Consider the following 26173-nt stretch of genomic DNA (forward strand, 5'->3'; position numbering starts at 1 on the left):
GAGCTGAGGAAAACATATGGCGATTTATACAAAAACTGGAGATAAAGGAACGACAAGCCTTTTTGATGGTACAAGAGTGGATAAATCGGATCTGCGCGTGGATACTTATGGAACTTTTGATGAATGCTGCGCTCAAGTCAGTGTTGCACAGAAGTCGGCTGTCCATTCTGAGACGATCCAACACTTAGAATGGGTCCAGCATAAGCTCTTCCAATTAAACGCAGAAATCGCAACGAAGGAAAATATCGCGAAGCTGGAAGCGAAAAGTACACTGATCGCAGAATCTGATATTCACCAGATGGAAGAATGGATTGATCAATATACGAAGCGTTTACCAGAATTGCACAGCTTTATTTTACCGGGACAGACACTCCCATCCGCCCAGCTTCATGTGGCTCGAGCGATTTGCCGTCGTGGAGAACGACTACTAACGGAATTATCGAAATCAGAGGAGCTGCGGGAAGAGGTAAGAAAGTTCGTCAATCGACTATCCGATTGCCTTTACATTTTTGCTCGGATGGAGGATCAGGCTGAGACTGAAAAAAAGCTGATCAATGAGATCCTGCGGCGCTATCTCGAACGTAGCGGGGAGAAACGAGACCAGAGCTATTTGAAGCTCAATCACAAAATTTTCCAAGCTTGTGAAGAGCAAGCTATCGCAATGGGCGTTCCCGTTTCGATGGCGATCGTTAGTAAGAGTGGGAAGCTTCTAAGCTTTTATCATATGCCAGGAGCATTGCTAGTCAGTGAGTCTTTGGCGCAAAAAAAAGCGTATTCTGCTGTTGCGATGAAAACAGATACCCATGAGCTGAAAGGGCTGGTCCAACCTAACGGCGATCTATACCAACTAGAAACATTGACAGAAGGGCAAGTCGTGACCTTTGGTGGCGGATTTGTCATTAGAGGCGTGAATGGAGAAGTTCTAGCCGGTTTAGGAATCAGTGGGGGATCAGTCGAGGAAGATATGGCGATTGCTCAAAAAGGTTTAGAGAAGTTGAAGGAGATTTGACATGCGTGAAGAAGAAATAAAAGAAGTGATCAAAAAAATTCTTCAGGAAGCTCAAGCAACAACATCTCCAACAAAGGAATTTGGTGTTTTTGAGACCGTTGAAGAAGCCATTCATGCGGCAAAATTTGCCCAAGAATGTTATGAAAATCAAACACTAGAAACAAGGAGAAAAGTGATCAATGCAATCCGCTGCGGCATGCAGCCGCATATTGAAAAGATTGCTTGTGATACTTTAGAAGAAACAGGGATGGGGCGTTACGAAGACAAGCTCCAAAAACTGCAATTAGTTTTGGATAAAACCCCAGGTGTAGAAGATCTGAGAACGGAAGCCTTGACTGGTGATAATGGGATGACCTTGTACGAATTATCGCCTTATGGTGTGGTCGGAGCAGTGACACCAAGTACGAATCCAGCTGAGACCGTGATCTGCAATTCGATCGGGATGCTGGCGGCAGGTAACGCTGTTTACTTCAGTGTTCATCCTGGAGCAAAAAAGATTTCCCGCTGGGTCGTTAGCAAAATGAATGAACTGGTTTATGAAGCGTGCGGCATTCAAAACCTGATCGTTACAATTGCTGAACCTTCGATCGAAGCAGCTCAAGAAATGATGGTCCATCCGGATGTGCCATTATTGGCTATTACTGGCGGACCGGGCGTGGTAAGCCAAGCAATGAAGAGTGGGAAAAAAGTAATTGCGGCTGGTGAAGGAAATCCTCCATCCTTAGTCGATGAGACAGCAAATGTCGAAAAAGCAGCGAAAGATATCGTGATTGGCGCCTCATTCGACAATAATATTTTATGTACGGCTGAAAAAAGCGTCGTGGTTGTGGAACAGGTAGCAGACTATCTGATTCTGCAAATGGAAAAAAATGGTGCCTACCTCGTTCAAGATGAAGCCGTGATTCAAAAGATGGTAGATATGACAATCATGGAAAATGGCGCTCCGAGCCGTAAATTTATCGGGAAGGATGCCAACTATATTTTAGCTGAAGCGGGAATCAACGTTGATTTTGATGTTCGTGTGATCGTTTTACGGGCTGATAAGATTCATCCTTTTGTGGTGAAGGAAATGCTGATGCCGATTCTGCCAGTCGTAACAGTGAACGACTTTGATGAGGCACTAACGACTGCTTTACAAATCGAAAATCGGCGACATCATACGGCAACGATGCATTCTCAAAATGTTGGCCGGATGAATATTGCCGCTAAGAAATTCCAAACATCGATTTTTGTTAAAAATGGTTCTTCATTTGCGGGCTTAGGGTTCGGTGGTGAAGGTCCAACAACATTTACGATCGCAACACCAACAGGTGAGTGTACAACATCTGCCCGAGATTTTGCACGGAAACGTCGTTGTGTTCTGACTGATGGGTTTTCAATTCGTTAGAGAGGAGGATTCTTTTGAAAAAATGGTCAATGAAGCCAGAAATATATTCTGGATTTAACAGTCTGGAACGGCTGCAGCAATTTGAAAAAGAAAACCTCTGCTTTGTATGCGATCCCTATTTAGCTGAGTCGGATAGCTTAAAACGGATTTTGGGGTATGTAAAACGGACAAATACAGTAGAGATTTATTCCGATATCATCCCTGATCCTCCGATTGAAACGGTCGTGGATGGTATTGAAAGAATGACCCAACATCAACCAACTGTGGTCATCGCAGTTGGTGGAGGATCAGCGATCGATACAGCCAAGGCGATGTTGTTCTTCTACAAACGAACGACGGGCAATAAAGTGAAACGGTTTGTTGCCATTCCGACTACAAGCGGAACGGGTTCAGAAGTAACCAGCGCTTCGGTTATCACGGACACACAAAACAAAATAAAGTATCCGATTTTTCATGAGGCGATCATCCCTCATGAAGCAATCTTGGACGCTAGCCTAGTCATGTCTAGCCCACCTTCAGTTACAGCATTCAGTGGGCTAGATGTATTGACTCATGCGATCGAATCTATCGCTTCAATCAATCGAACGAATTATACAAATGCGTTAGCCGAAAAAGCAACGGAGCTGGTTTTTAAGTTTTTACCTACTTGTGTGAATCAGGGGCAGGAGCTGGATGCGCGAGTGCAAATGCATGAGGCATCTACCTTGGCTGGGTTGGCGTTTGATGCAGCTGGCTTGGGTGTCTGTCATGCGATCGCCCATCAAGTCGGAGCGAATTTTAAAGTTCCTCATGGGTTAGCCAATTCGATGCTGCTGCCATATGTGATTGAGGCGAATAGCAGGAATAAGGAGACAAGAAGAGAATATGCAAGAATTTCACGGAAACTAGGTATTTGTCCACCAAGTTTACCTGATCATCTGGCAGTTTCAAATCTGGCTCAAGCTGTTCAGCAGCTAGCAATTGAATGCAAAGCACCTATCAAGTTAAGCAGCTTTGGGATTCAAGAAGAAGCTGCTCTGTTGGCTGAAGATGTGATTGCGAACAATGCATTAAATGATACGACGTTTAAGACCAATCCGATTCAGTTTACAACGGAAGAAATTAAAGAGATTTATCGAAACATCATAAAATAATCATTTCACCTGACAATATTTTACTACTTTAAAGGCAGAAAAAACTTTATAATTGTAGATAAAGGGAGGAACAGATTGTCAGGTGTATGTCGCGAAAGTCAAATTGGTTTTTCTGCAAAAAGCACGATAAAAAGAATAAGGAGGTCTCATTATGAATAGTCCTGTATTTGGTGAATTTTTTGGTACGGTTGTTCTGATTCTTTTTGGTTCAGGTGTTGGTTGTTCAGTCAATTTAAAAGGTACCTTGGCAAAAGGTGTCGGAGCTAGCTGGTTGTATATTGCCATGGGCTGGGGTGTTGCGGTTATGCTGGGCGTTTTATCCAGCGGACATTTCGGTTCTCCAGGGCACTTGAATCCAGCGGTAACGATTGGTTTCGCCGTTGCCGGCTCCTTTGAGTGGGGGCAGGTAGCACCATTTATTTTAGCTCAAGTCGGCGGAGCGTTTGTGGGCGCGTTGATAGCAGCGATCCATTTCTGGCCGCATTTCCAAAACACTACGGTTGAAGAAGGAAACAGCGTTGGAATTTTTGCTACTGGACCAGCCATTCCAAGCACAGCATTAAACTTAGTTAGTGAAATCATTGCTACTTGTTTCTTCGTTATAGCGATTCAATTAATGCCAGCTGATATTCCTCCTGGTTTGCAACCATTGATGCTTGTCTTCGTCCTGATCGGTATTGGTCTGTCACTAGGATCAACTACAGGATATGCCATCAACCCTTGTCGTGACTTTGGCCCACGGTTGATGTACGCGTTGATGCCTATTCCAAATAAAGGCGACGCAAACTGGGGCTATGCATGGATCCCGATCGTTGGCCCAATCATTGGTGCGTGTATTGCGACCCTATTGGTGAAGGCTCTAGGATAAAATATCTAAAGAATGATTACCTTGAATTCGTCTGTCGCTTTATGAGACAGACGGATTTTCTATAAGTAAGGAGGAAAAATATGGCGAACAAAATCATGTCGATCAACGCCGGCAGCTCCTCATTAAAATTTCAATTATTTGGAATGCCGGAAGAAGAGTTGCTGGTAAAGGGCTTATTTGAGCGAATCGGATTAGAAGAGGAAATGGGTTTTTCTTATTCGATGAAGGATGAGAAAGTCAAAACAACCATTAAAGGAAAAACACACGAGGATGCCATTAATTTCCTACTACATTTTTTACTGGATAGAAAGATTTTAATGAGTTTACAGGAGCTTGCAGGCGTCGGGCATCGCGTTGCTCATGGCGGTGAAGATTTCAAAAAATCTAGCCTGGTCGATCAGGAAGCACTAAAAAAGATCAAGGATCTAGGGAAACTAGCGCCCTTGCACAATCCCGTAAACGTGGTTGGGATCGAAGCGCTGCAAAAGGAACTACCTGACTGTCCGCAGGTTGCCGTTTTTGATACGTCTTATCATCAGACGATGGAAGCAAAGAATTACGTGTATCCATTGCCTTATCATTTCTATGAAGAAGACAGTGTGCGACGCTATGGTTTCCATGGAACCAGTCATCAGTTTGTCGCTTCAGAAGCGGCCAGCTTTCTCGGCAAGTCTCTGGAGTCGCTAAAAATCGTTTCTTGTCATTTGGGAAATGGTGCGAGCATTTGCGGAATCAAAGACGGAAAATCGGTTATTACGTCAATGGGCTTCACGCCATTGGCTGGATTAATGATGGGGACACGTTGTGGTGATATTGATCCTTCAATCATTCCGTTTTTACAAAAGGAAAAAAATCTTTCGGCTGATGACATGGATAAGCTGATGAATGGCGAATCAGGCTTTAAAGGTGTTACAGAGTTCAGTAGTGATACGCGAGATATCATTCGTGAAGCTGAGAAAGGCAACGAAAGAGCGCAACTTGCTCTGGACATGTTTACTGGGCGGGTCAAGCAGACAATCGGGGCTTATGCTGCCGAGCTAGATGGGCTTGACGTACTAATTTTTACCGCTGGGATCGGGGAGAATTCTGCGATCATTCGCGAGAGGATTTGCGAGAATATGACCTTCTTTGGCATTCAGCTTGATGGAAGTCAGAATCAACAGGGCAGCATGAGGATCAGTACGGATGCGTCTAAAGTGGACGTATTAGTTGTCGAAACGAATGAAGAATTAATGATTGTTAGAGATACGTATCATTTGATTTAAATAAAAAAGGTTGGGAACTCAAATGTGAGTTCCCAGCCTTTTTTATTGTATCAAACTGTCGATCAACTCGGGACGAGGATTGGATAAGACAATCTTATTGATAAGCATCGCTTGATCACGAGCACCATTTGCTCCTGCTTCAACCGCCGCCTTTACTGCGGCGACATCGCCAGTTAGTACGACAAAAGATTTTCCAGCGATTCCGGTACCGAGCTGAATTGCTAAAAGCTCAACGTCGGCTGCTTTGACAGCAAAGTCAGCTGCGATGATTGATCCTGTTGCAGAATAGTATTCTAACACTCCGACTGCATGGACATTTTCTGGAACGGTCGCCATGTTAATCGCCTGTATTACCGCTGGATTGATCCGAGGAATCAGCAATTCACCGACGACATAACGTCCCCCCATCTCAACCCCGACTTCCATCGAACGTTCGATGGCTGCGACTTGTCCGCAGATCATGATGTAGTATTTACCAGGACAACTTGCCCGTGCCATGATTAGGGTTGCATCAGCGGCCTTCAGCATGTAGTCAACGACTTCGATTCCTTTAGCGATACTGTTTAACTCTAAAAATCCGATAGTATCCATTACTTTCATTAGTTGTCCCTTCTTTCAATAGTAATGCTGGCGGTCACTGCTGTCACAGTGCCATTGATACTGGCATGAATATCCGCGCCCAAAGTCTTTTCAGACTTTCTGCCGATCACATCACCGATCTTAACCTGGTCGCCGACTTGGATGACTGGCTCGCAAGGTGCTCCAATGTGCATTTTTAACGGAATCGTTACGCTGCTTGCTTCATGCTTTTGCAGCTCTTTGACTTTTAGATCAGCATATTGTTTTAGCCCGTCCTTCAGTAAAATTTTCACTGGCGGAACCTGTTGATATTCCCGCATTAACGTAGGAGTCAGCGGTTTGTCATCCTTTTGATAACGAATGCCTTTTTCTGCTAAGCGTTGTTTGACATATTTATTGACTTGCCGTGGTAACAGATTCATCGGACAAGCGATTGTTTCACAGATACCGCACTCACAGCACAGGAGCGCTTCTCTCCAAATAGGATCATCGTCAATATCATCTGGGACATCAGTGATCGTTAAATGGCGCATCACGCGATGAGGGTGGATCGGATGACCAATCTGATATCGTGGACAAAGTTCAGTACACAAACGACATTGAATGCAGGAAGAGCGGGCTTTGTTGATCATTTGCGGAATTTCTTTTTCAAGCAGCTCATAAATAAAATCGCGTTTTTCCATGATAATAATGCCGGAGGTTGTCTTAGTAACGACTTGTTGAGAAAAATCTTCTTTTGTTCCAGTTTTGCCCATCATGGGTCCGCCATTGATGAACATAAAATCATCGATCGTAGCGCCGCCTGCCAAGGCTAGACATTCATCAAAGGAGGTACCGATCGGAACTTCCAAGATTTTGGGCTCTTTGACCGCGCCAGTGATCGTTAACAGTTTGTGGGTGACATTTTCTCCTTGCTGCGCTTGATAAACATTCAGCATTGTCGCGATATTGGAAATGACACAGCCAACCTCGATCGGAATGCCCCCAGGCGGAACGGTTCGTCCAGTTACTTCAAATACCATGATCTGCTCATCACCTGCTGGATAAAAATTCTTCATTTTAAAGACCGTGACAGGGGCATTCTGTGCTTGGATGGCGTTTTCTAAAGCGTTGATTTCCTTTGTATAGTATTCTTTTGTAGCGATCACGATATGTTCTGCTTCTAATAATTTTCCTACAGCTGTGATCGCTTGCACACATTCATTTGCGTAGTGATTCATCACATAATGATCTGTTTTTAAAAGCGGCTCGCACTCCGCGGCATTGATGATAAAATACTCTGCTTTCGTATTGTACTTTACAGCAGTAGGGAAGCCCGCTCCGCCGCAGCCAACGATACCGGCCGATGTGATTTGATCCAATAGCATACTCGTTCCTCATTTCTTTAAGATAAAATAAGAGCGTTTTCATTCGTGGTGATCAGTTGTCGTAAAAAGTTATCCCGGGTGGTTGTAATCAATTCACAGACCTGTTCCGGTGTTGTTAATTGTAGCCGATTATTAAATAATTTCTGCGCCAACATCATGGAGACTCCTTTAGCTAAAAATTCAGCTTTAGAATTACCCAGACAATCAAAATCAGGAAACTCACCTAGATTCGAGACTCGATTGATATTGGCCATCGCTAAGTAACCTAAAGAGTCTTGCAGAATCTCTAAAAATCGTTCCTGATGATCACCAGGCATATGAGCAGAAAAATAACTGAAATAAGTTTTATACGTATCCTGAATGACCTGCAACAGGAAGGTACACATCGAGTCCTTTCCTCGAATACTAAAAGCTGCATACTGAGAAAGGATATTGGCTAAAAAGTAGCCGATATCATAGGAAAAAGGTCCCGTCATCGTATATTCCATATCGATCACTTTAAATGAGTTTTGCGAAACAAAAACATTGGAGGAATGGAAATCCCCATGGATCAAGCATTCATCCTTACTAGAAATGCGCGCAATCAAATTATCCCAATCGTGCTTGGTGGTGGGCTCCTGCAGAATAGTGTCTAAAATATCCCGCAGTGCTTTTTGATAAGGCGTTAGATCCTTAGCTAGCCCTTCTGGCGGCTTCAAAATGAAATCTGTGATAATCAGCCGCATATCAGTGTTTTTAAAATAACTTGTCAAGGCGCGCCAATAATCAGGCGGCAGTTTCATTTTAGAAGTTGCCACATGCGTTCGAGCCAGATATTCGCCCACCTGCTTGCCTAATCGTGGAAGCACATCACCACGGCACAACGAAAAACGCAAAACAGTCAGGTAGGAGAGATCCTCCATGATAAAAAGATGATCATTAGGATCGGCATAATATGTCTCAGGAACCATCTGAGGAGCTAAGCCAGCTCGTAATTGATAGGTCATATACTCTAAATAATTCCGTTTTGGATCGATTGGAGCCAGGGATATACCGCTGGAAATCGTCTTCTTAGAATGTTTCACAACGTATTTTCTATTTCCTTGTTTGAGTGTGTAAAGATAATTCAAATAGCCATCAACGTATTTGTCCTTTTCATTAGAAAGAGCAGTCACGATGAGGGGACTAGTTTTATCAAAAAGCGCGGTTCGCTGAAGTAGATATTCTGCGAGAGTATCTTCACTAATCTCCATCGTCTTCCTCCTGTTTGAAATAGCCTATTGGTTGATTCTGCTGGTGGGTGGAAAAACACACAAGAATCCTATCCTATCAATAATTTTATCGAATCCCCCGGTGAAAATATATAATAAAAATATGTACTTTCAAGTCCGCCGCGAGAAAGCCTTTGAGGGCTTGGTTTCAAGGAATAGTCGCAAAAAAAGTGCGCAAAAAAGTGCAATAAAAAACCGTTTTCGATGTGAAAACGGCTACAATTCATACATGGATTCTTCAAAATTTTCAACATAATAACGGAAATTTTTCCTGCCCCGACGAACGATCGTGTGTCCTTCAGCCTCGAGTTTTTCGATCTGAGCTTCTACCCCACCAGGGAATTTCGGATTGATCTCTCCCTTATTTTTTAGGGTTCGCCAATAAGGCGTTAAATCTGTGTCGCGCTGTTCACTGGCCCAAGCTGCAATGGAGATAAATGCGCCAGCTGTGATAGGCTCCGTGAAGTCGCCATCGTTTTGCTTGGCCAAATAATCTCTGATAGCACCAGTTGTGATGACCTTGCCATAAGGGATTTTTTTCATAAGTGCATCGTAATCCAAGGGGGGTGCAAAGTACATTTTTGTTCCGCCGTAGCGCTTGATCGTTGCTTCATCCGTCACGATCTGCATCTTCGGCATTCCTTTATCTTCGTTCATCATTGCGTTGAAATCTTTTTGATCCTCATTTGCCATGAGGGCCACCTCCTAACTTCATGATAAGGTAGTCATTACGCGCGCAATTCCTACTATTAGTTTACCCAGTTTAAAAATCGACTGCAATGAGACAGTTTATTTTTTATGAAAAAAAGTTGCGCAATTTTTATCTAATTTTTTCGCAGTCGAGACGATCAATAGTTCTTCGATTGATGATAAAAAACCGCTGCTTAGAAGAATAATGCCGAAAGGATTGATTGGCAGAATCAATAAGATGACCGGCGATAGAAATAGTAATAGACCAGTCAGTTTATTTAAATAGGTGTGTAGGCTGGCAAACTGTCGGAAGCGAAAAAAGCCGATCAAATACGTGATACAGCGAATAATGCCGACTGCGAGAGCACCCCAGAGCAGAAAGGCGGGTAGTGTGATTGACCGAATGATCTTTACCACCACCACAATAAAGAAAATCAAATCTGCGATGCTGTCTAACAGCGTTCCAAAGCTGCTTGTCCAATTCATTTTCCTAGCGAGCCAGCCATCAAGAATATCTGTCAGCCCAGCGAAAAAGTATAACGGAAAAAATAAAGAATCAGGCGTAAGAGGTATTAATAGTGAAGCTAAGATACGAAAAATTGTTATTATGTTGGGAATATAATTCATGTATTAGCTCCTTTTAGAAAGATAACTTAACTTTATCATGTTCTTAGCTTGTTTGAAATCAAACTGAAATCAAAATGCAATGAATTTGTGCTATTTTTGATAAAAAGGGTTAGAGGAGGTTGACATGGCAACGACATTGATTATTGATCATCCGTGGAAAGAAAGTTTCAATCATGGTATTCTGAACAAATTGACAGCAGGTTTGGAGCAGGATCAGAAAATTTATCAAGTGATCGATCTGAATAAAGACGGCTTTAATCCAGTCATGACCGAAGAAGAGCTGGCGGGATATCAAAGCGGATCGGTTTTAGATCCTTTGGTTTTGCACTACATGAATATCCTGCGGGAAACAACCCAGCTGGTCTTGATCTTTCCGATCTGGTGGTATTGTTCACCAGCAAGTTTAAAGGGCTTTCTTGATAAGGTGCTGTTAAATGAATTCGCTTTTTTCGATGGCGGCAACGGGATTCAGCCGTTGTTGTCGATTGAATCGGTCGTTGTCTTTACGACCTCTGACCAGCCAACGGAAAGCCTGGAAAAAAGGTGTACTCGCAGCTATAAGCACCAGCTGACGACCACTCTTGAAGATGTCGGCATGCGTAATATTTCGTGGCATCATTTAGGATACGTTAAGCATCTGACTGATGAAGAGAGAAATGAGTATTTAGAGTCAGTTTATGACAAAATTTAAAAAGGATTCGGAGTTCATCTGTTGCTGAGCTTCGAATCCCTTTTTTCTACTTAGCTGTTAACTTCGACAAAATATCATCGATTTGTTTTAATTCCTCTGTGCTAAAGGTTAAATTGTCTAAAGACTTCAAGTTGTCCTCCAATTGACTGACACGAGAAGCTCCGATTAAGACGCTGGTTACTGTGGGTTGCCGCAAATTCCACGCCAACGCCATTTCAGCCAACGTTTGCTCGCGTTTTTCAGCGATGCTGTTCAATTGTTTGACAACATCGATTGTTGATTGGACATTTTCTTCTGTCAGAAATGGACTGTCTGAACGATGTGCACGAGAATCCTCAGGAATACCGTTTAAGTATCGGTTGGTCAGCATTCCTTGTGCTAAAGGACTAAAGGTGATCGCGCCGATACCTTCTTCTGCTAAAACATCTGTCAGACCATCCTCGATCCAGCGGTCAAACATATTGTAGCGGGGCTGATGGATGACAAATGGTGTTTTCAGATCAGAGAAGATTTTTGCCATTTCAGCCGTTTGTTCAGCGGAATAATTTGATACACCGACATACAAGGCTTTTCCTTGGCGCACTAAGTGGTCTAGGGCTAAGGCGGTTTCTTCTAACGGTGTGTCGGGATCAGGACGATGAGAGTAGAAAATATCCACATAATCAAGTCCCATTCGTTTCAAGCTCTGCTCACAGCTGGCAATGATGTATTTTCTTGAGCCCCATTCACCATAAGGTCCCGGCCACATGTAGTAACCAGCCTTCGATGAGATGATCAGTTCATCACGATAAGGCAGCAGGTCTTCTTTTAAAATACGTCCGAAATTGATTTCAGCAGAACCAGCCGGTGGACCGTAATTGTTCGCTAAGTCAAAATGCGTGATCCCATGATCAAAAGCAGCTTGAACGATTGCTCGCTGGTTATCCAAATGATCGACATCACCAAAATTGTGCCACAGTCCCAAAGAAATTGCAGGGAGCTTCAGTCCGGAGTTGCCTAATCGACGATAAACCATTTTCTCATAACGATGTTCATTTGCTAAATACATAGATGACCTCCTAAAGAATTGATTTGCGCATGAAAACGCCTACCTAAATTATCCGCTTATCCTCAGGAAAGTAAAGTGAAACTGATTGGGTTACGCAGAAAAAATATAAATTCCATCAATCATTAAAAAGTAAGAAAAAATTCGTCAAATTCTCAAAACTTTCTTTAAGTTTTAGATGGATGCCCCTTGGATGGTCTTGCGCCGCTTTCTTTTTATCGTTACACTGGCTAAGGTAGTGCTGATTTGCTCTCTTTTTGAAGAGAGTCGATTGGCCTGAGAAGGATTCAATTTTTATTTATAAAATGGATTCTTTTGAAAAGAATTAGGAGGACTTATTTTTTTATGGAAAACGAAAAAGTTACACAGCCGAATAAAAGCGACTGGTTTTTACGCTTCATCAAAGGTATGTTCATCGGCTCAGGATTTATTTTGCCTGGTGTCAGCGGTGGGGCACTGGCAGCAGTGTTCGGTATTTATGAACGCATTATTTCATTTTTAGCCCACATCACGAAGAATTTTAAAGAAAACGTGTTATTTTTCATTCCCGTAGGATTAGGTGGATTAGCAGGTGTATTTGTTCTTTCATTCGCCGTCAGTTTCTTATTGGGTGAATTTGAAACAATTATGCTGTGGTTCTTTGTCGGTTGTATCATCGGAACCGTTCCTGCGTTATGGAAAGAGGCTGGAAAAAAAGGGCGGGGAACAAAGGATTATGTTATTATCGCTGTTAGTTTTGTCCTTGGTTTCTTATTCTTATGGAAAGGTTCAAGTCTCTTTGGCACCGTTGATCAAAATTTCTTTACTTGGATGATTGCTGGAGCTTTGATTGGGCTCGGCTTGATCGTGCCGGGACTTAGCCCTTCGAACTTTTTGGTTTACATGGGGATGTATAAGGCGATGGCAGACGGCTTCAAAACCATCGATATGGGTGTGATTATCCCGATCGGCATTGGCGGAGTAGTGACTGTACTAAGTTTATCGAAAGTGATGGACTGGGTATTCAGCCGTTACTATGCACCGATGTATCATTTTATTTTAGGGATTGTTTTTGCTTCAACGGTCATGATTGTACCGACTGATTATAGCGGAATCGGCATCCTTGGATTCCTTGGTTGCGGGGTTTTATGTATTCTTGGAGCAGCTCTAGGATGGTGGATGAGTCGCCTAGAAGAACGCTACGTCCCAGAAGATTAGAAAAGAATTTGAAATTAGGGCTTGCATTTTTGATGAGAAGTCTTTAATATGGTGTTAAGCATTTGGAATAGTAATAAATTTTATCGGCAGCAGAGAGTTGATTCACCGTCTGAAAGATCAACACGCCCTCTGAGATTTATGAACCTACCAAAGTTGATTGTTGTGAAAGCAGCACGCGACTCCAGCGTTATTGGAGCTGAAAGTTGGGTCAACAAAGATTGGCCAAGCAAGGTGGTACCGCGAAATTATCCGTTTCGTCCTTACAAGTTGTAGGGATGGAACGGTTTTTTTATTTTTATTTTTTTAGGAGGATGCATGAATGACAAACTTACAAAAAGAAGATTTTTCTAAATGGTATTTACAAACAATTCAAAAAGCTGACTTGATGGATTATTCACCTGTTCGTGGTTGTATCGTTTTTAAAGCTGATGGATACGAACTATGGGAACATATTCAAGAGGATTTTAACAAATGGTTGAAATCTCAAGATATCCGTAATGTTTACTTCCCAATGCTGATCCCTAAGCATTTCCTAGAAAAAGAAGAAGAACATGTTGAAGGATTTGCGCCAGAATTGCCATGGCTGACAAAAGTCGGAGATGAAGAGTTAGAAGAGCCTTATGCATTACGTCCGACATCTGAAACATTGATCGGAGATGCCTTCTCTAACTGGATCAATTCTTATCGTGATCTTCCTTATGAAATCAACCAATGGGCAAACGTTTTCCGTTGGGAGAAAAAGACGATGCCATTCTTACGTACCTCAGAATTCTTATGGCAAGAAGGACATACGGCTCATGAGTCTGAAGAAGATGCACGCGAACGTACAATGAGTGCGCTAGAAGCTTACGCAACATTGATTGAAGATACCTTAGCTATTCCAGTTTATCGCGGACAAAAAACACCGTCAGAACGCTTTGCCGGTGCCGTGGATACTTATTCTGTAGAGGCAATGATGCGTGACGGGAAAGCCGTCCAAGCAGGAACGTCTCATTACCTTGGTCAGAACTTTGCGGAAGCCTTTGATATCAAATTCTTGAATCGCAACAACGAACATGAACATGTGTATACAACTTCATGGGGAATTTCAACCCGTTTGCTTGGCTCATTGATCATGGTTCATGGGGATGAACAAGGATTAGTGTTACCGCCAAAAGTAGCACCAACACAAGTAATCTTGATTCCAGTTGGACCTTGGCAAAAGAACCCTGAAATTCTTGATCGTTTGAAAGAATTAAAAGCATCATTAGCAGCCAAAGATCTGCGTGTTCGTATTGATACCACTGATAATACACCAGGATACAAATTCAATGAGTGGGAACTAAAGGGAGCTCCATTACGAGTTGAATTCGGACCGCGTGACTTAGAAAATAATCAAGCCGTAATCAAAATGCGTGATCTAGATGACAAAGAATCAGTATCACTAGATGGCATTGAAGACTACATTACTGAGCAACTTGATGTTATGCAAAAACGTTTATTCGAAAGCGCACAAAAACGCTACGAAGCGAATGAACATACAGATATCGATACGTTGGATGAATTGAAAGCACACATCGAAAAATCAAAAGAAGCCGGCGAAATCCCAGGATTTGTATTGATTGGTTGGGATGGTACCGAAGAAACCGAAGCGAAGATCAAAGAAGAAACTGGCTTCACCACAAGAAACATTCCATTTAACCCGCCTGTTGAAAAAACAGTCGATATCGTTAGTGGAAAGCCTGCGAAACACACTGTTTGGATCGCACGCGCATATTAATTTGAGGAATCCGCTACAGCATCACTTTTATATAAATGAGTTTTTGCAATTACTGTTTAATCAATCAGCCACCAGTAAGCAGGACGGTCGGGAATCTGGTTTCCCAAAAAGGTTGATCTGTGCGGTTATATTCTTAGAGCCTGAACCAGTCAAAGACATTTGACCAGTTCAGGCTCGATTTGCGAGTTCCACTTTGCGCTTTAGCGCAATTAGTGGAATCGTATGCGTACGACGATGAAGTCATTTTTCTGGTTTTTAGAAAAATGCCATCCTTACTAGTGAGCTAGCTGGCAGTCCAACTTTTCGCAGTTGCTCAAAGTTGAACTGGCAATAAAATTATTTGTACCAGATATTAATAGAGACGTTTAGTTGGATGGTATGCGTACGACAGTAGAACCCTTTTTCCGGTCTTTGGAAAAAGGTTTTCCATATTTTGGAGCTAGCTGCCCCGCAAATTATGACAATATTAGTGTAGTGTGAACGTATGCGTACGACGATAGAAACCTTTTTCCGGTCTTTGGAAAAAGGATTTTCTTTAAGATAGTTGATTTTTTAAGCCATTAGGCCGATCATTTTTCAACGAACAGGTCTTGATGGCTTTTTCTGCGATCATTAGTAATTTGTTATCAAAAATTAATCTTTGTTAGCTTATTATTATTTTATCGTTTCTATTCCTCTGCCTGAATGACATTGCAATAGAAAGACTGCATTATCTATCCACTAATTTTAAAATAACTTTAATTTAAAGGATTTGTAATCTATTCAAGAAAGCGCTATCTTGGATTCGTCAAGATCACTAAAAATGAAAGGAGGAAAACCAGATGAATGACCAATTATTGAGCCCGCAAAAATTGTTTCGTTTGCAACGTAGAACTTTGGAAAAACGAATTCGCACTTATTATCAGCAAACCCGCGACGAAAAAGCGACGATTAAGTACCTGTTAGCGCTGCAGGTCCGTGATCAACTAACCAATGATGATTTTAGCTTTGTGCTGACAGAGCTAGTACACAAAATATTTCTTCAAGGAAAAACCTCTCGCGATTTACGCCGCTATTCTATTTACTTTCAAAACTACTTCGAGCAAAAAGACTGGTTATTAGTCATTCACAGATTATTTCCCATCAAAACATTTATCGCTGAAAAGCATACGCAATTATATACCCTATTTGTCGATGAGCCGTTAAAAGGTTTAGCAGGTTCATGACGAAGATGTGGGAAAAGACGGAAAAGAATCGTACAACTTTAAAAATCGAAAGGAAGATAAATATGCTAACTTTAGAAGCAGTATTTGAAAATAGCGAAGGCAGAAAACATACATGGAAATTGAAAGATCCAGATCGTAATAAACCAGCAGAGGAAATCAAAGCGTTGTTAGAGCAAATGACAACACTTGACCTCTTTAAAAAAGACGGAGTCAGTCTGTTCAAAAAAGTGATCAGTGCGAAATTCGTTGAAAAAATAGAAACGACAATCTTTGATAGGACCAAAGAGCCGACAGGGGAAGTATATAAGTCTGCCAATGTGTCAGAAGAAGCGGTCGCCGCTAGCGTTTTACCAGAAGAAGCAACAGCAGTGATGTCCGCAGCTGCTGAAATTCAGACAGAATCAGTGGAAAGCATCGAAAAACCGAATGAAGAGCAATCTGTTGAAATAATGATTGATCCTGCGACGATGTCTGAAGAAGAAATACTAGCGACACTTATGGCGAACTTGCCTGAAGGAGCGACATTAGAGGATATTCAATTCGAAGAGGTCGAAGAACAGCCTGATATTTCTGAAAATGAGCAGACAATCCGTGGACCCGAGGAGATACCCAAACCAATATTGGAAGAAATCAGTGAGGAACCGGAGATCGTATCAAAATCAGAGGGGAAACCTGGGGCGAAGAAAAAATACAGCAAGCAAAAGCGTAAGCTGCTGGAGCAGTTCAGCGTGAAGAAAAAAAGAAAGTAATATATAAATGACCTAATTTTACCCCATCAAAAATCCAACGTTGGTATGGGGAGAGAATTCACCGTGATCAATTATTTGAATAAAAACAATTTTGGTCTTAAAAATATACTCAGATAATTCGAGCTATCAGTCCTTCTTAATTTAATAAAGCTAATAAGCACCGATTTAAATGAAATGATTTTCTTTACAGCAACTGATTTCCAATGCTATTGTTTTATAAAAGCATCGGAAATGGAGGCAAACTATGAAAATTGTTGTACTAGATGGTTATGCACTAAATCCAGGAGATTTAAGCTGGCAAGGATTTGAAAAATATGGTGACGTGACGGTTTATGACCGGACTTCTTTTACAGACAAGCAGGAGATTATCTCGCGAATTGGTGAAGCGGAAGCTATTTTGACAAATAAAACTCCGATTGATGAAGAGGTGTTAGCGGCAGTTCCCAACTTGAAATACATCGGAGTCGTTGCGACTGGCTACAATGTTGTGGACGTTGAGGCGGCGGGCAAACGTGGGATTCCTGTCACGAACATTCCGGCTTATGGGACGGATGCAGTTGCTCAATTTACGTTTGCGCTTTTACTAGAAATTGCTAATCAAGTGGGTGTGCACAATGAGTCGGTTCATCAAGGTGATTGGCAACGCAGTGATGATTTCACCTATCAAAAAACACCTCTAATGGAATTACAGGGAAAAACAATGGGATTAATCGGGTATGGTGAGATAGCGCAAGCAACGGCTAAGATTGCCCATGCCTTTAACATGGAAGTGATTTATTGGAATCATCGTTCAAAGGAGCCTCAAGCTGAATGGGCACAGCAGGTATCTATAGATGAACTTTATCAAAGATCAGATGTTATTAGTTTGCATGTTCCACAAACAGCCGATACACAGGAAATGATCAATCGAGAATCGATTGCCAAGATGAAGGATGGGGTCATTTTGCTGAATACCGCACGCGGCGGTTTATTGGATGAGGCTGCAGTCGCAACTGCTTTAAATGAAGGAAAAATCTTCGCGGCAGGTGTTGATGTGGTTTCAAGCGAACCGATGGCGAAGAATAATCCTCTATTAGCTGCCAAGAACTGTTTCATCACACCACATATTGCTTGGCGACCACTAGAAACGCGGGAACGATTAATGGGAATTGCCGTTGATAACTTTGCCGCTTTCCTAAATGGTAATAACAAAAATGTTGTAAATGAAAGAGCATGACGTCCTTCGTCATGCTCTGTTTCTTCTATTTAAATAGTTGATCGATTATATTGTAATCTTCGGTAGACAATCGAATATCTACGGCCTTAGCATTTGCCTCTACTTGTTCTGGTCGTTTTGCCCCAGAAATGACAACATCGATTTGCGGATGTTTCATGTACCAAGCAAGAATCAATTGTGCTACAGTCGCGTCGTAATTTTTCGCGATTGGTTTTAATTGATCTACTTTTTCGACGATCTTTGTGAAGCGATCACCCTTGAAGTCCGGTCTTTTGCTTCTTGGATCTGATTCATCAAAGCGGTCTTCTTTCGTATATTTTCCAGTAAGTAAGCCAGAAGCCAGTGGGAAATAAGGAACAAAGCTGATTTTCTTTTCCTTTAGATAAGGGAAAAGCTCTTGTTCAAGTTCACGATGAATCAAGCTGTAGCGTTCCTCAACGATATCAACATAGCCATCTTGGTTGGCTTCTTTTAATTGCTCTAATGAGAAGTTTGAAACGCCAATTGCGCGGATTTTTCCTTCTTCTTTTAACTGATGTAATGCGGCCACCGCTTCGTTTTTCGGAGTGGTTTCATCTGGAAAATGGATATAAAAAATATCAATGTAATTGGTTTGCAGTCTTTGCAGAGCATCTTCAACGGATTTCCGCAAAAAGTCCGGTGAGTTATTAAAATTGTAATCATTTTCTGGATCATGAGCGGCTTTCGTTGCGATAATAATGCGTGAACGGTCAAATTCAGGCTCCTGCAACACTTCACCAATCAATTCCTCTGAGCGGCCATAACCATAAGCGAAGGCTGTATCCAACACGGTAATGCCATTGTTGATGGCTGTGCGTATCACTTCTTTTCCAGTTTCATCATCTAAATTTGGGAAGAGATTGTGTCCGCCAACAGCGTTCGTCCCTAACCCTAGATCACTCGCATAAACACGTGATTTTCCAATTCGTACATCTGACATTGTGCATTCGCTCCTTTAATAAATTGTCTCATGAAAAAGACACTTCTTACTTTTAAAGTGTAAGTGAAAGCTTTAAAAAAAGCGACTATTCAGTTTTGTTGATTTGTCGAAGGTGAAAAGAATGACTTCTTTCTTTTCATTGAATAGGACACCTTCTCCTTACAAACTATATTTTAAGTTCTCGATCTTGTTTTTAAACAGGAAATCACTTGACTTTCAAGGCTTTTTTTAGTAGCTTAATAAGAGATAAAACATCAATGAAATATCTATGAAGGAACCAGTAAATTACGAAAAAACGTACAGAAAAAATTGCCAAGGCTGAAAGCAATTTCGTGAAAAGTAATTGAAAGACAGTCTGGAGATGAGCGCGTGCAAAGCCGCTCCGTTACGCAAGCGTTAATTGCTAGAGAAAAAGAGGACAACTCTTTTAAAAAATAGGTGGTACCGCGACAATTTTCGCCCTTGTTCAGTTGAGCAAGGGCTTTTTGCGAGTTCTACTTCTTGCTTTAGCAAGATTAGTAGAATCGTATGCGTACGAAGATAAGCTCATTTTTCGCGGTTCTAGAAAAATGAACACACCAAAAATGAGCTAGCTGCCAATCAGATGCTTAACATCAAATGGAGCATACTTACCAGAACAGATTTCAAAACAAATTAAATACATCAATATGAAGGATTTCAGTTCCTCTTTTCCCAGTAATTATAGCTAGGAAAGAAATCAAAGATTTAGCAAAAAATAAGTTAGAAATGTTTAGAGGAATGACATACGGCTTGAAAATCGAATTTATTTTTCTGGTAAGAAAAATAAATACATTAATATGAAAAAGGAGATATACCATGAGTTATCAGCGACCAAAAGGGACCAATGATATTTTACCGGGAGAAAGTGAAAAATGGCAGTTTGTTGAAGAGACGGCTCGTCTAGTATTCAATGACTACCAATATCAAGAGATGCGTACACCAATTTTTGAACATTACGAAGTGATTGCCCGCAGTGTAGGGGATACGACAGATATCGTCTCGAAAGAAATGTACGACTTTCGTGATAAAGGTGATCGCCACGTGACTCTTCGTCCCGAAGGAACCGCACCAATCGTGCGTGCCTATGTGGAAAATAAATTGTTTGGACCAGAATTTAAGAAGCCTTACAAGGTCTATTACACAGGACCAATGTTCCGCTATGAACGTCCGCAAAAAGGTCGTTTGCGTCAATTCCACCAAATTGGTGTCGAAGCCTTTGGCAGTGAAAATCCAAGTCTTGACGTGGAAGTTATGGCGATGGCGATGGATTTCTTCAAGCAATTAGGAATCAATCAACTGCGCCTAGTCATCAACACCTTGGGAGATAAGGAAACGCGTTCAAACTATCGTCAAGCCTTAATCACTTATCTTGAAGCTCATGAAGAAGAATTGAGCGAGGATTCACGTCGTCGTTTACATGAGAATCCGTTGCGAGTGTTGGATAGTAAAGACCGTAAAGACCAACCGATCGTTGCGGATGCGCCAAGTATTTTGGATTACTTGAGTGACTATGCGAAGGAATACTTCGAAGGTGTAACGAAGACATTGGAGTATCTGGATATTTCCTATGAGATTGATCACCGTATGGTTCGTGGACTGGATTACTACAATCACACGATCTTTGAAATCATGAGCGATGCACCGGGTATGGGTGCGCAAACGACAATCTGCGGCGGCGGCCGTTATGATGGTCTAGTCGAAGAGCTTGGTGGACCAGAAACACCGGGGATCGGATTTGCGATGGGTATCGAACGTATCTTATTAACGCTGGAACAAGAAGATGTATTGATTCCTGATTCATCAAGTTTGGACGCGTATGTTGTCGGTCTTGGTGAAGCAACCAATATGGAAACGTTGAAGGTCGTACAAGCGATTCGCGGTTTTGGTTTTTCCGCTGATCGGGATTTCATGGGTAGAAAAGCGAAAGCCCAATTCAAAACCGCCGATAAGGAAGGCGCAAAGCTTGTCCTAACATTAGGTGAAGACGAACTGGAAAAAGGCGTGATCAATGTGAAGGATTCAGCGACACGGGAAGAAAAAGCCTTCCCATTAGCTGATATCTACGAAGATTTCGCGGCAATCTATGATGAAATGACGATGCCGAAGATTGATTAATCGAAATAAATCCTACTGATAAAAAGGTAGATTACTTAAAAAATGGAGGAATGGAAAAATGGCTAGACGTACAGTCTACTGCGGACGTGTGTCCGATGAGTATTTGGATCAGAAAGTAACGTTAAAAGGGTGGGTGCAAAAACGCCGTGATTTGGGCGGTTTGATCTTTATTGATCTACGTGACCGCGAAGGTGTTGTGCAAGTGGTCTTCAATCCTGAAGAATCAAAAACTGCTTGGGAAGTTGCGGATCAATGCCGCAGCGAATTCGTTGTTGAAATTACCGGAACTGTGATCCGTCGTGATGCAGGTGCCGTAAATAAAAAAATGAGCACTGGCGACTTTGAAGTAAAAGGTGAGGAAATCACTATTTTGAATAGTGCCAAAACACCGCCGTTTTCAATTGAAGATGACCAAAATATCAGCGATGAAGTTCGATTGAAATATCGTTACATGGACCTGCGTCGTCCGAAGATGACTCAAAACTTGATGATGCGTCATCGCTTGACTCAATCAGTTCGTCGTTTCTTAGATGACAATGATTTCTTAGATATTGAGACACCGTATTTAGCAAAATCTACGCCAGAAGGTGCCCGTGATTACTTGGTTCCTTCACGTGTTCATCCGGGACACTTCTATGCGTTGCCGCAATCGCCGCAAATTTTAAAACAGTTATTAATGACAGCTGGATTTGACCGTTATTATCAAATCGTTCGCTGTTTCCGTGACGAAGACTTGCGTGGCGACCGTCAGCCAGAATTTACACAAATTGATATTGAAACCAGCTTCTTATCAGCTGAAGAGATTCAAGAATATACTGAAGCAATGATCGCGCAAGTGATGAAGGATGTACGTGGGGTTGAAGTGACGTTGCCATTCCCACGAATCACTTGGGATGAAGCGATGGAACGCTATGGTTCAGATAAACCAGACACTCGTTTCGATATGGAATTGATCGATGTGACGGACATTGCATCTGCCACTGATTTCAAAGTGTTCCGTATGGCTTCAGATAATGGCGGTGTAGTTAAAGCCTTGAACGCGAAAGGTGCAGCGGACAAATATTCTCGTAAAGAATTGGATCGTTTAGGTCAGTTCGTAGGTCAATTTGGCGCGAAGGGATTAGCTTGGATCAAAGTTGACGAAAACGGTGAATTAACTGGACCGATCGCGAAATTCATGGGCGGTGTCAGTGACGACTTGAAGAAAGCGACCAATGCTGAAGCAGGCGATGTCTTGATGTTCGCTGCCGATCAATTCTTAACAGCTGTAACAGCGTTAGGTGCGGTTCGTTCGAAAGTCGGAAAAGAATTAGGCTTGATTGATGAAGATCGCTTTGACTATCTATGGGTCGTTGATTGGCCACAATTTGAATTTGACCAAGAATTAGGACGTTATGTGTCTGCTCACCATCCGTTTACCATGCCGATGGAAAAAGATATCCCTAACTTGAAGGCTCATCCGGAAAAAGTTTACGCGCAAGCCTACGATATCGTTTTGAACGGTTATGAATTAGGTGGCGGATCACTGCGTATCAATACTCGTGAGCTGCAAGAGCAAGTCTTTGAAACATTAGGCTTCACACGCGAAAGCGCCAATGAACAATTCGGCTTCTTATTAGAAGCATTGGATTATGGGTTCCCTCCAATCGGCGGGATCGCTCTTGGACTGGATCGTTTCGCGATGTTGCTAGCTAACGAAGACAATATTCGTGAAGTCATTGCCTTTCCTAAGAACGGTAAAGCAGCAGAACCAATGTCTGACGCTCCAAGTACGGTTTCGCCATTACAGCTTTATGAATTGAGTATTGATGTAACGAAAATTGAAGAGTAGTCTACTCGTTTCACGATCCGTTTTTTCATAACTCTAAGAATATGCTAAGAGAAGCACCTGCTATCGTGGTAGGTGCTTTCTTTTTTTCATGAAAATACGTATAATGTGAGTGAAATTTTGAAATGAGGCGGACATTACATGATGAAAAAGAAGATAGAGGGGTGGCCCCATCACGATTACGCCACTCGATTATCTGTCGCAGTTGTTTATGCATTTTTAGCGGCGATTGCCGTAAACTTTTTTTACCAACCAGGACACATTTATTCTAGTGGAGCAACCGGCTTTGCGCAAATTTTAACGACCTTGTCAAATCGAATCGTCGGTTTTACGATACCGGTATCGATCACTTTGTTTTTGATCAATGTGCCGTTGTTTTTCTTAGCATGGTTCAAAATTGGTCATAAGTTTACGATTTTCACCTTCATCACTGTTTTCCTAACATCTTTCTTCATTCATATTATTCCGGAGACGACCTTAACAAAAGACCCGATCATCTGTGCGATCTTCGGCGGAGCGATCATGGGAGTCGGTATCGGATTTGCGTTAAAAAATGGTCTGTCCTCTGGCGGCTTAGATATTTTGAGTATCGTGATCCGTAAACGAACAGGCTCTTCGGTGGGATCAATCTCGATCATTTTTAATGTGATGATCATGCTGATGGCTGGAATTTTATTCAGCTGGCAGTATATGTTCTATTCTGCTTTGGCAATCTTTATGAGCGGGAAATTGACCGATGCACTCTACACGAAACAGCGGAAGATGCAGGTCATGATCGTTACTAAATGTCCTGAGCGAGTGGTGAACGCGATTCAGGATCAGATGCGCCGCGGAATTACCATTATTAATGAAGCGGAAGGTGCGTATAAGCACGATAAACAGACGGTGCTTTTCACCGTGGTTACACGCTTTGAATTGCCTGTATTGGAATCAATCATGCGGGAAAATGATCCCGATGCATTCGTCAGTATTTCAGAAAACGTCCGAATCATGGGCCGTTTTTACGAAGAATCAATGGATTAAAGGTGCCAGTTCTGCTTCTTGTTTTAGCAAGATTAGCAGAATTGTAAGCGAAACGAGGATAAACTTTTTTCGTGGGTTTCGAAAAATGGATCCATCGAACCTGAGCTAGCTGTCAGCTCAGGTTCTCGTTGTTTCCGGGATGGACTTGAATTGGTCAAATCAGACATTCTCATTTAAATTTATCAAGTTAAAAACTCAAATATTTAGGAAATGCTTTTTTTATTGAGAAAATGTTGCAGTTTGTCAGAATTATACGTATAGTTAATTTGATATTCTATAGTAAAGTTGGAAAGTAAAATTATGGGAAAAAGACTAAAGCATAGCCGCTATATTACAGGGTTTGACGGGCTTCGATCCTTGGCGGTAATCGGTGTAATTCTATATCATTTGATGCCTGCTCAAATGCGCGGCGGATATTTAGGGGTTCCTGTTTTTTTTGTGGTCTCAGGTTATCTGATCACAGATTTGCTATTGCAGGAATGGAAGCAGACAGGACGTATTGACATTAAGCAGTTTTATTATCGCCGGATGAAACGTCTCTATCCAGCGTTAGTTACGATGCTGGTAGGAGCTTCAGCGTACATAACATTGTTTCAACGAAATCTTTTAAATAATTTACGCGGAAACGTCATCAGCAGTTTGTTCTATGTGAATAACTGGTGGCAGATCAATCATGGGATGTCCTATTTTGATCGATTTTCAGGTGAGTCGCCCTTCACACATATCTGGTCGTTAGCCGTTGAAACGCAAAACTACATTCTCTGGCCGATCGTCTTTGTTCTATTGATGAAGCTGTTGAAAAATAAGGGTAAGGTTTTTCTGGGAATTATTGGAGCGGCACTCGTCTCAGCGATTTTAATGGCTGTACTGTTTGTGCCCGGACAAGACCCAACTCGGGTTTATTATGGGACAGACACGCGTTTGTTCTCGATTCTATTAGGTGGAGCGTTAGCCTTCATTTGGCCAAGCACACGACTAAAGGCGCAGATACCGCCGCAGGCTAAGCGCATTTTGAATGGTATTGGACTTGGTTCGTTATTATTATTGGTCTTAGCATTCTTGTTCATGCGGGATGATCTATCATTCGTTTATTATGGCGGCATGTTTTTAGTCAGTCTGTTGTGTGTGTTACTGGTAGCTATCACAGCCCACCCAGGGGCAAGCTGGAATCGCTGGCTGACAAATCCGGTCTTTACTTGGATCGGCAAACGCAGCTATGGCATTTATTTGTACCAGTTTCCGGTAATGATTTTTTATGAAGCAAAAGTAAATGTAGCGAACCATACATTCCTGCATACGATTATGGAAGTTATTCTGATTCTTTTCGTTACAGAGCTTTCTTATCGTTATATTGAAAACCCATTGCGCACGTTTAATTACCGCAAAACATTCGCATCTTTAAAACAGTCATTCTGGGCACCAATCAAAAGCCGCAGAAAAATCGGATTTATCTTTTCTAGTTTGATGACTGTTATCGCGGTAGTTGGTTTGATCATTGCACCGACGAATAAGGTCGATGCGAATCAACAAGCATTGCAGAAGCAGATCGAACAAAACAAAAAAGTTGCAAACAAAACCGAGGTAAAAACGACGCCAAGTGATTCCAGCGGAACAGATGAAACAGCAGGAACGGCAGAAAGCTCCGAGGCACCAACAAGCTTAGCGGACAAATATAATCTAAGTAACCGTGAAGTGACTAAGGCTAAAAATCTAAAGGTAACAGCTTTTGGTGATTCAGTCTTATTGGCTGGCTCAAAAGGACTGACGGAGATTTTCCCTAACATGGTCGTTGACGGAGAAGTCGGACGACAGTTAAAAGACAGTCCGCCACTGCTCCAAGCCTTGAAGGATAAAGGTGAGTTGAAGGATACGATTCTACTGAGTCTGGGTACGAACGGCGCGTTTGGCAAGGATGATTTTGCGCAGATCATGAATGTTCTGGGGGATAAGCATCAAGTATTTATTATCAATACCCATGTACCAACGCGTCGTTGGCAAAATGATGTGAATGCGAATCTGGAGGCAGCTGCCAAGGATTACAAGAATGTCCATCTGATCGACTGGTACAATTTTAGTAAGGATCACCCGGATTGGTTCTATGACGATCAGGTTCATCCGAACGATGTCGGATCGATTCATTATTGTCATTTAATCGCGAAGGAAATGCTAAAGGGCGAATAGCCTGAGG

At 42.0% G+C, this 26173-nt stretch carries 22 protein-coding genes and 1 other annotated feature; of the genes, 15 read left to right on the forward strand and 7 right to left on the reverse strand.

Annotation, left to right across the window (positions count from 1 at the left end; genetic code table 11):
* The first annotated feature begins 16 nt into the window (after positions 1-16).
* From AC4J95_RS06540 to AC4J95_RS06560, 5 genes are all read left to right on the forward strand, one after another.
* On the forward strand, positions 17-1009 hold the full coding sequence (locus AC4J95_RS06540; protein WP_494549144.1) for a cob(I)yrinic acid a,c-diamide adenosyltransferase: 993 nt from the start codon (positions 17-19) through the stop codon (positions 1007-1009).
* Position 1010: 1 nt separating this feature from the next.
* Positions 1011-2396: an aldehyde dehydrogenase family protein gene (locus tag AC4J95_RS06545; protein WP_494549145.1), complete on the forward strand. Its 1386-nt coding sequence runs from the start codon at positions 1011-1013 to the stop codon at positions 2394-2396.
* A 14-nt stretch (positions 2397-2410) separates the two neighbouring features.
* The gene (locus AC4J95_RS06550; RefSeq protein ID WP_494549146.1) at positions 2411-3529 is read left to right on the forward strand and encodes a 1-propanol dehydrogenase PduQ; all 1119 of its coding nucleotides are present in this window, start codon (positions 2411-2413) and stop codon (positions 3527-3529) included.
* Between the two features lie 151 nt (positions 3530-3680).
* Positions 3681-4397, forward strand: a complete 717-nt coding sequence (locus AC4J95_RS06555; protein WP_494549147.1) for an MIP/aquaporin family protein — start codon at positions 3681-3683, stop codon at positions 4395-4397.
* Between the two features lie 80 nt (positions 4398-4477).
* Positions 4478-5662, forward strand: a complete 1185-nt coding sequence (locus AC4J95_RS06560; protein WP_494549148.1) for an acetate/propionate family kinase — start codon at positions 4478-4480, stop codon at positions 5660-5662.
* A gap of 42 nt (positions 5663-5704) precedes the next feature.
* Here the strand turns inward: AC4J95_RS06560 and AC4J95_RS06565 are convergent, their stop codons facing one another.
* From AC4J95_RS06565 to AC4J95_RS06585, 5 genes are all read right to left on the reverse strand, one after another.
* Positions 5705-6262, reverse strand: coding sequence for a BMC domain-containing protein (locus AC4J95_RS06565; RefSeq protein WP_494549149.1), 558 nt, complete (start codon positions 6260-6262; stop codon positions 5705-5707).
* Positions 6262-7608 (reverse strand): 4Fe-4S dicluster domain-containing protein, encoded by a 1347-nt coding sequence (locus tag AC4J95_RS06570; RefSeq protein WP_494549150.1) that lies wholly within the window; start codon positions 7606-7608, stop codon positions 6262-6264. The genes AC4J95_RS06565 and AC4J95_RS06570 overlap by 1 nt, the downstream gene beginning before the upstream one ends.
* A 17-nt stretch (positions 7609-7625) precedes the next feature.
* A complete protein-coding gene (locus tag AC4J95_RS06575) occupies positions 7626-8840 on the reverse strand; it encodes a phosphotransferase (RefSeq protein ID WP_494549151.1) in 1215 nt (404 codons plus the stop codon).
* 234 nt (positions 8841-9074) lie between these two features.
* Positions 9075-9551 (reverse strand): MGMT family protein, encoded by a 477-nt coding sequence (locus AC4J95_RS06580; protein ID WP_494549152.1) that lies wholly within the window; start codon positions 9549-9551, stop codon positions 9075-9077.
* A gap of 96 nt (positions 9552-9647) precedes the next feature.
* Positions 9648-10175 carry a CDP-alcohol phosphatidyltransferase family protein gene (locus tag AC4J95_RS06585; protein ID WP_494549153.1) on the reverse strand — a complete coding sequence of 176 codons (528 nt, stop codon included), beginning with the start codon at positions 10173-10175 and terminating at the stop codon, positions 9648-9650.
* A gap of 124 nt (positions 10176-10299) precedes the next feature.
* On the opposite strand from AC4J95_RS06585, the gene AC4J95_RS06590 reads away from it, so the two are divergent.
* Positions 10300-10866 (forward strand): NAD(P)H-dependent oxidoreductase, encoded by a 567-nt coding sequence (locus AC4J95_RS06590; RefSeq protein ID WP_494549154.1) that lies wholly within the window; start codon positions 10300-10302, stop codon positions 10864-10866.
* A 46-nt stretch (positions 10867-10912) separates the two neighbouring features.
* Here AC4J95_RS06590 and mgrA read toward each other — a convergent pair whose 3' ends face one another.
* Positions 10913-11914, reverse strand: coding sequence for an L-glyceraldehyde 3-phosphate reductase (gene mgrA / locus AC4J95_RS06595; protein WP_494549155.1), 1002 nt, complete (start codon positions 11912-11914; stop codon positions 10913-10915).
* Between the two features lie 342 nt (positions 11915-12256).
* Between mgrA and AC4J95_RS06600 the strand changes: the two genes are divergently transcribed.
* From AC4J95_RS06600 to AC4J95_RS06620, 5 genes are all read left to right on the forward strand, one after another.
* Entirely contained in the window at positions 12257-13108 is an 852-nt protein-coding gene (locus AC4J95_RS06600; RefSeq protein ID WP_494549156.1) for a DUF368 domain-containing protein, read from the forward strand.
* Positions 13109-13427: 319 nt separating this feature from the next.
* A complete protein-coding gene (proS, locus tag AC4J95_RS06605) occupies positions 13428-14867 on the forward strand; it encodes a proline--tRNA ligase (RefSeq protein ID WP_494549157.1) in 1440 nt (479 codons plus the stop codon).
* Positions 14868-15688: 821 nt separating this feature from the next.
* Complete coding sequence (locus AC4J95_RS06610) at positions 15689-16072, forward strand: hypothetical protein (RefSeq protein ID WP_494549158.1); 384 nt, start codon at positions 15689-15691, stop codon at positions 16070-16072.
* Positions 16073-16134: 62 nt separating this feature from the next.
* Positions 16135-16821 (forward strand): DUF2922 domain-containing protein, encoded by a 687-nt coding sequence (locus AC4J95_RS06615; RefSeq protein WP_494549159.1) that lies wholly within the window; start codon positions 16135-16137, stop codon positions 16819-16821.
* Positions 16822-17065: 244 nt separating this feature from the next.
* A complete protein-coding gene (locus tag AC4J95_RS06620; RefSeq protein ID WP_494549160.1) occupies positions 17066-18037 on the forward strand; it encodes a D-2-hydroxyacid dehydrogenase in 972 nt (323 codons plus the stop codon).
* A gap of 25 nt (positions 18038-18062) precedes the next feature.
* Here the strand turns inward: AC4J95_RS06620 and AC4J95_RS06625 are convergent, their stop codons facing one another.
* Positions 18063-18998: an aldo/keto reductase gene (locus tag AC4J95_RS06625; RefSeq protein ID WP_494549161.1), complete on the reverse strand. Its 936-nt coding sequence runs from the start codon at positions 18996-18998 to the stop codon at positions 18063-18065.
* A gap of 259 nt (positions 18999-19257) precedes the next feature.
* Positions 19258-19465 (forward strand) — a binding site (T-box leader).
* A 370-nt stretch (positions 19466-19835) separates the two neighbouring features.
* Between AC4J95_RS06625 and hisS the strand changes: the two genes are divergently transcribed.
* The 4 genes from hisS (at position 19836) to AC4J95_RS06645 (ending at position 26166) form a co-directional block, all read left to right on the forward strand.
* Positions 19836-21134 carry a histidine--tRNA ligase gene (gene hisS, locus AC4J95_RS06630; protein WP_494549162.1) on the forward strand — a complete coding sequence of 433 codons (1299 nt, stop codon included), beginning with the start codon at positions 19836-19838 and terminating at the stop codon, positions 21132-21134.
* 58 nt (positions 21135-21192) lie between these two features.
* Positions 21193-22965, forward strand: coding sequence for an aspartate--tRNA ligase (gene aspS / locus AC4J95_RS06635; RefSeq protein ID WP_494549163.1), 1773 nt, complete (start codon positions 21193-21195; stop codon positions 22963-22965).
* Between the two features lie 141 nt (positions 22966-23106).
* A complete protein-coding gene (locus AC4J95_RS06640; RefSeq protein WP_494549184.1) occupies positions 23107-23985 on the forward strand; it encodes a YitT family protein in 879 nt (292 codons plus the stop codon).
* A gap of 300 nt (positions 23986-24285) precedes the next feature.
* Positions 24286-26166: an acyltransferase family protein gene (locus AC4J95_RS06645; protein WP_494549164.1), complete on the forward strand. Its 1881-nt coding sequence runs from the start codon at positions 24286-24288 to the stop codon at positions 26164-26166.
* Positions 26167-26173: the final 7 nt, after the last annotated feature.

The sequence above is a fragment of the Enterococcus sp. GPZ-007 genome (genome assembly GCF_059374735.1).

What these genes read in the sequence shown, in the direction of transcription:
- AC4J95_RS06540 (WP_494549144.1), top strand. Translation starts at nt 17, where the DNA reads ATGGCGATTTATACAAAAACTGGAGATAAAGGAACGACAAGCCTTTTT.
- AC4J95_RS06545 (WP_494549145.1), top strand. Translation starts at nt 1,011, where the DNA reads ATGCGTGAAGAAGAAATAAAAGAAGTGATCAAAAAAATTCTTCAGGAA.
- AC4J95_RS06555 (WP_494549147.1), top strand. Translation starts at nt 3,681, where the DNA reads ATGAATAGTCCTGTATTTGGTGAATTTTTTGGTACGGTTGTTCTGATT.
- AC4J95_RS06560 (WP_494549148.1), top strand. Translation starts at nt 4,478, where the DNA reads ATGGCGAACAAAATCATGTCGATCAACGCCGGCAGCTCCTCATTAAAA.
- AC4J95_RS06565 (WP_494549149.1), bottom strand. Translation starts at nt 6,262, where the DNA reads ATGAAAGTAATGGATACTATCGGATTTTTAGAGTTAAACAGTATCGCT.
- AC4J95_RS06570 (WP_494549150.1), bottom strand. Translation starts at nt 7,608, where the DNA reads ATGCTATTGGATCAAATCACATCGGCCGGTATCGTTGGCTGCGGCGGA.
- AC4J95_RS06575 (WP_494549151.1), bottom strand. Translation starts at nt 8,840, where the DNA reads ATGGAGATTAGTGAAGATACTCTCGCAGAATATCTACTTCAGCGAACC.
- AC4J95_RS06580 (WP_494549152.1), bottom strand. Translation starts at nt 9,551, where the DNA reads ATGGCAAATGAGGATCAAAAAGATTTCAACGCAATGATGAACGAAGAT.
- AC4J95_RS06585 (WP_494549153.1), bottom strand. Translation starts at nt 10,175, where the DNA reads ATGAATTATATTCCCAACATAATAACAATTTTTCGTATCTTAGCTTCA.
- AC4J95_RS06590 (WP_494549154.1), top strand. Translation starts at nt 10,300, where the DNA reads ATGGCAACGACATTGATTATTGATCATCCGTGGAAAGAAAGTTTCAAT.
- mgrA (WP_494549155.1), bottom strand. Translation starts at nt 11,914, where the DNA reads ATGTATTTAGCAAATGAACATCGTTATGAGAAAATGGTTTATCGTCGA.
- AC4J95_RS06600 (WP_494549156.1), top strand. Translation starts at nt 12,257, where the DNA reads ATGGAAAACGAAAAAGTTACACAGCCGAATAAAAGCGACTGGTTTTTA.
- proS (WP_494549157.1), top strand. Translation starts at nt 13,428, where the DNA reads ATGACAAACTTACAAAAAGAAGATTTTTCTAAATGGTATTTACAAACA.
- AC4J95_RS06610 (WP_494549158.1), top strand. Translation starts at nt 15,689, where the DNA reads ATGAATGACCAATTATTGAGCCCGCAAAAATTGTTTCGTTTGCAACGT.
- AC4J95_RS06615 (WP_494549159.1), top strand. Translation starts at nt 16,135, where the DNA reads ATGCTAACTTTAGAAGCAGTATTTGAAAATAGCGAAGGCAGAAAACAT.
- AC4J95_RS06620 (WP_494549160.1), top strand. Translation starts at nt 17,066, where the DNA reads ATGAAAATTGTTGTACTAGATGGTTATGCACTAAATCCAGGAGATTTA.
- AC4J95_RS06625 (WP_494549161.1), bottom strand. Translation starts at nt 18,998, where the DNA reads ATGTCAGATGTACGAATTGGAAAATCACGTGTTTATGCGAGTGATCTA.
- hisS (WP_494549162.1), top strand. Translation starts at nt 19,836, where the DNA reads ATGAGTTATCAGCGACCAAAAGGGACCAATGATATTTTACCGGGAGAA.
- aspS (WP_494549163.1), top strand. Translation starts at nt 21,193, where the DNA reads ATGGCTAGACGTACAGTCTACTGCGGACGTGTGTCCGATGAGTATTTG.
- AC4J95_RS06640 (WP_494549184.1), top strand. Translation starts at nt 23,107, where the DNA reads ATGAAAAAGAAGATAGAGGGGTGGCCCCATCACGATTACGCCACTCGA.
- AC4J95_RS06645 (WP_494549164.1), top strand. Translation starts at nt 24,286, where the DNA reads ATGGGAAAAAGACTAAAGCATAGCCGCTATATTACAGGGTTTGACGGG.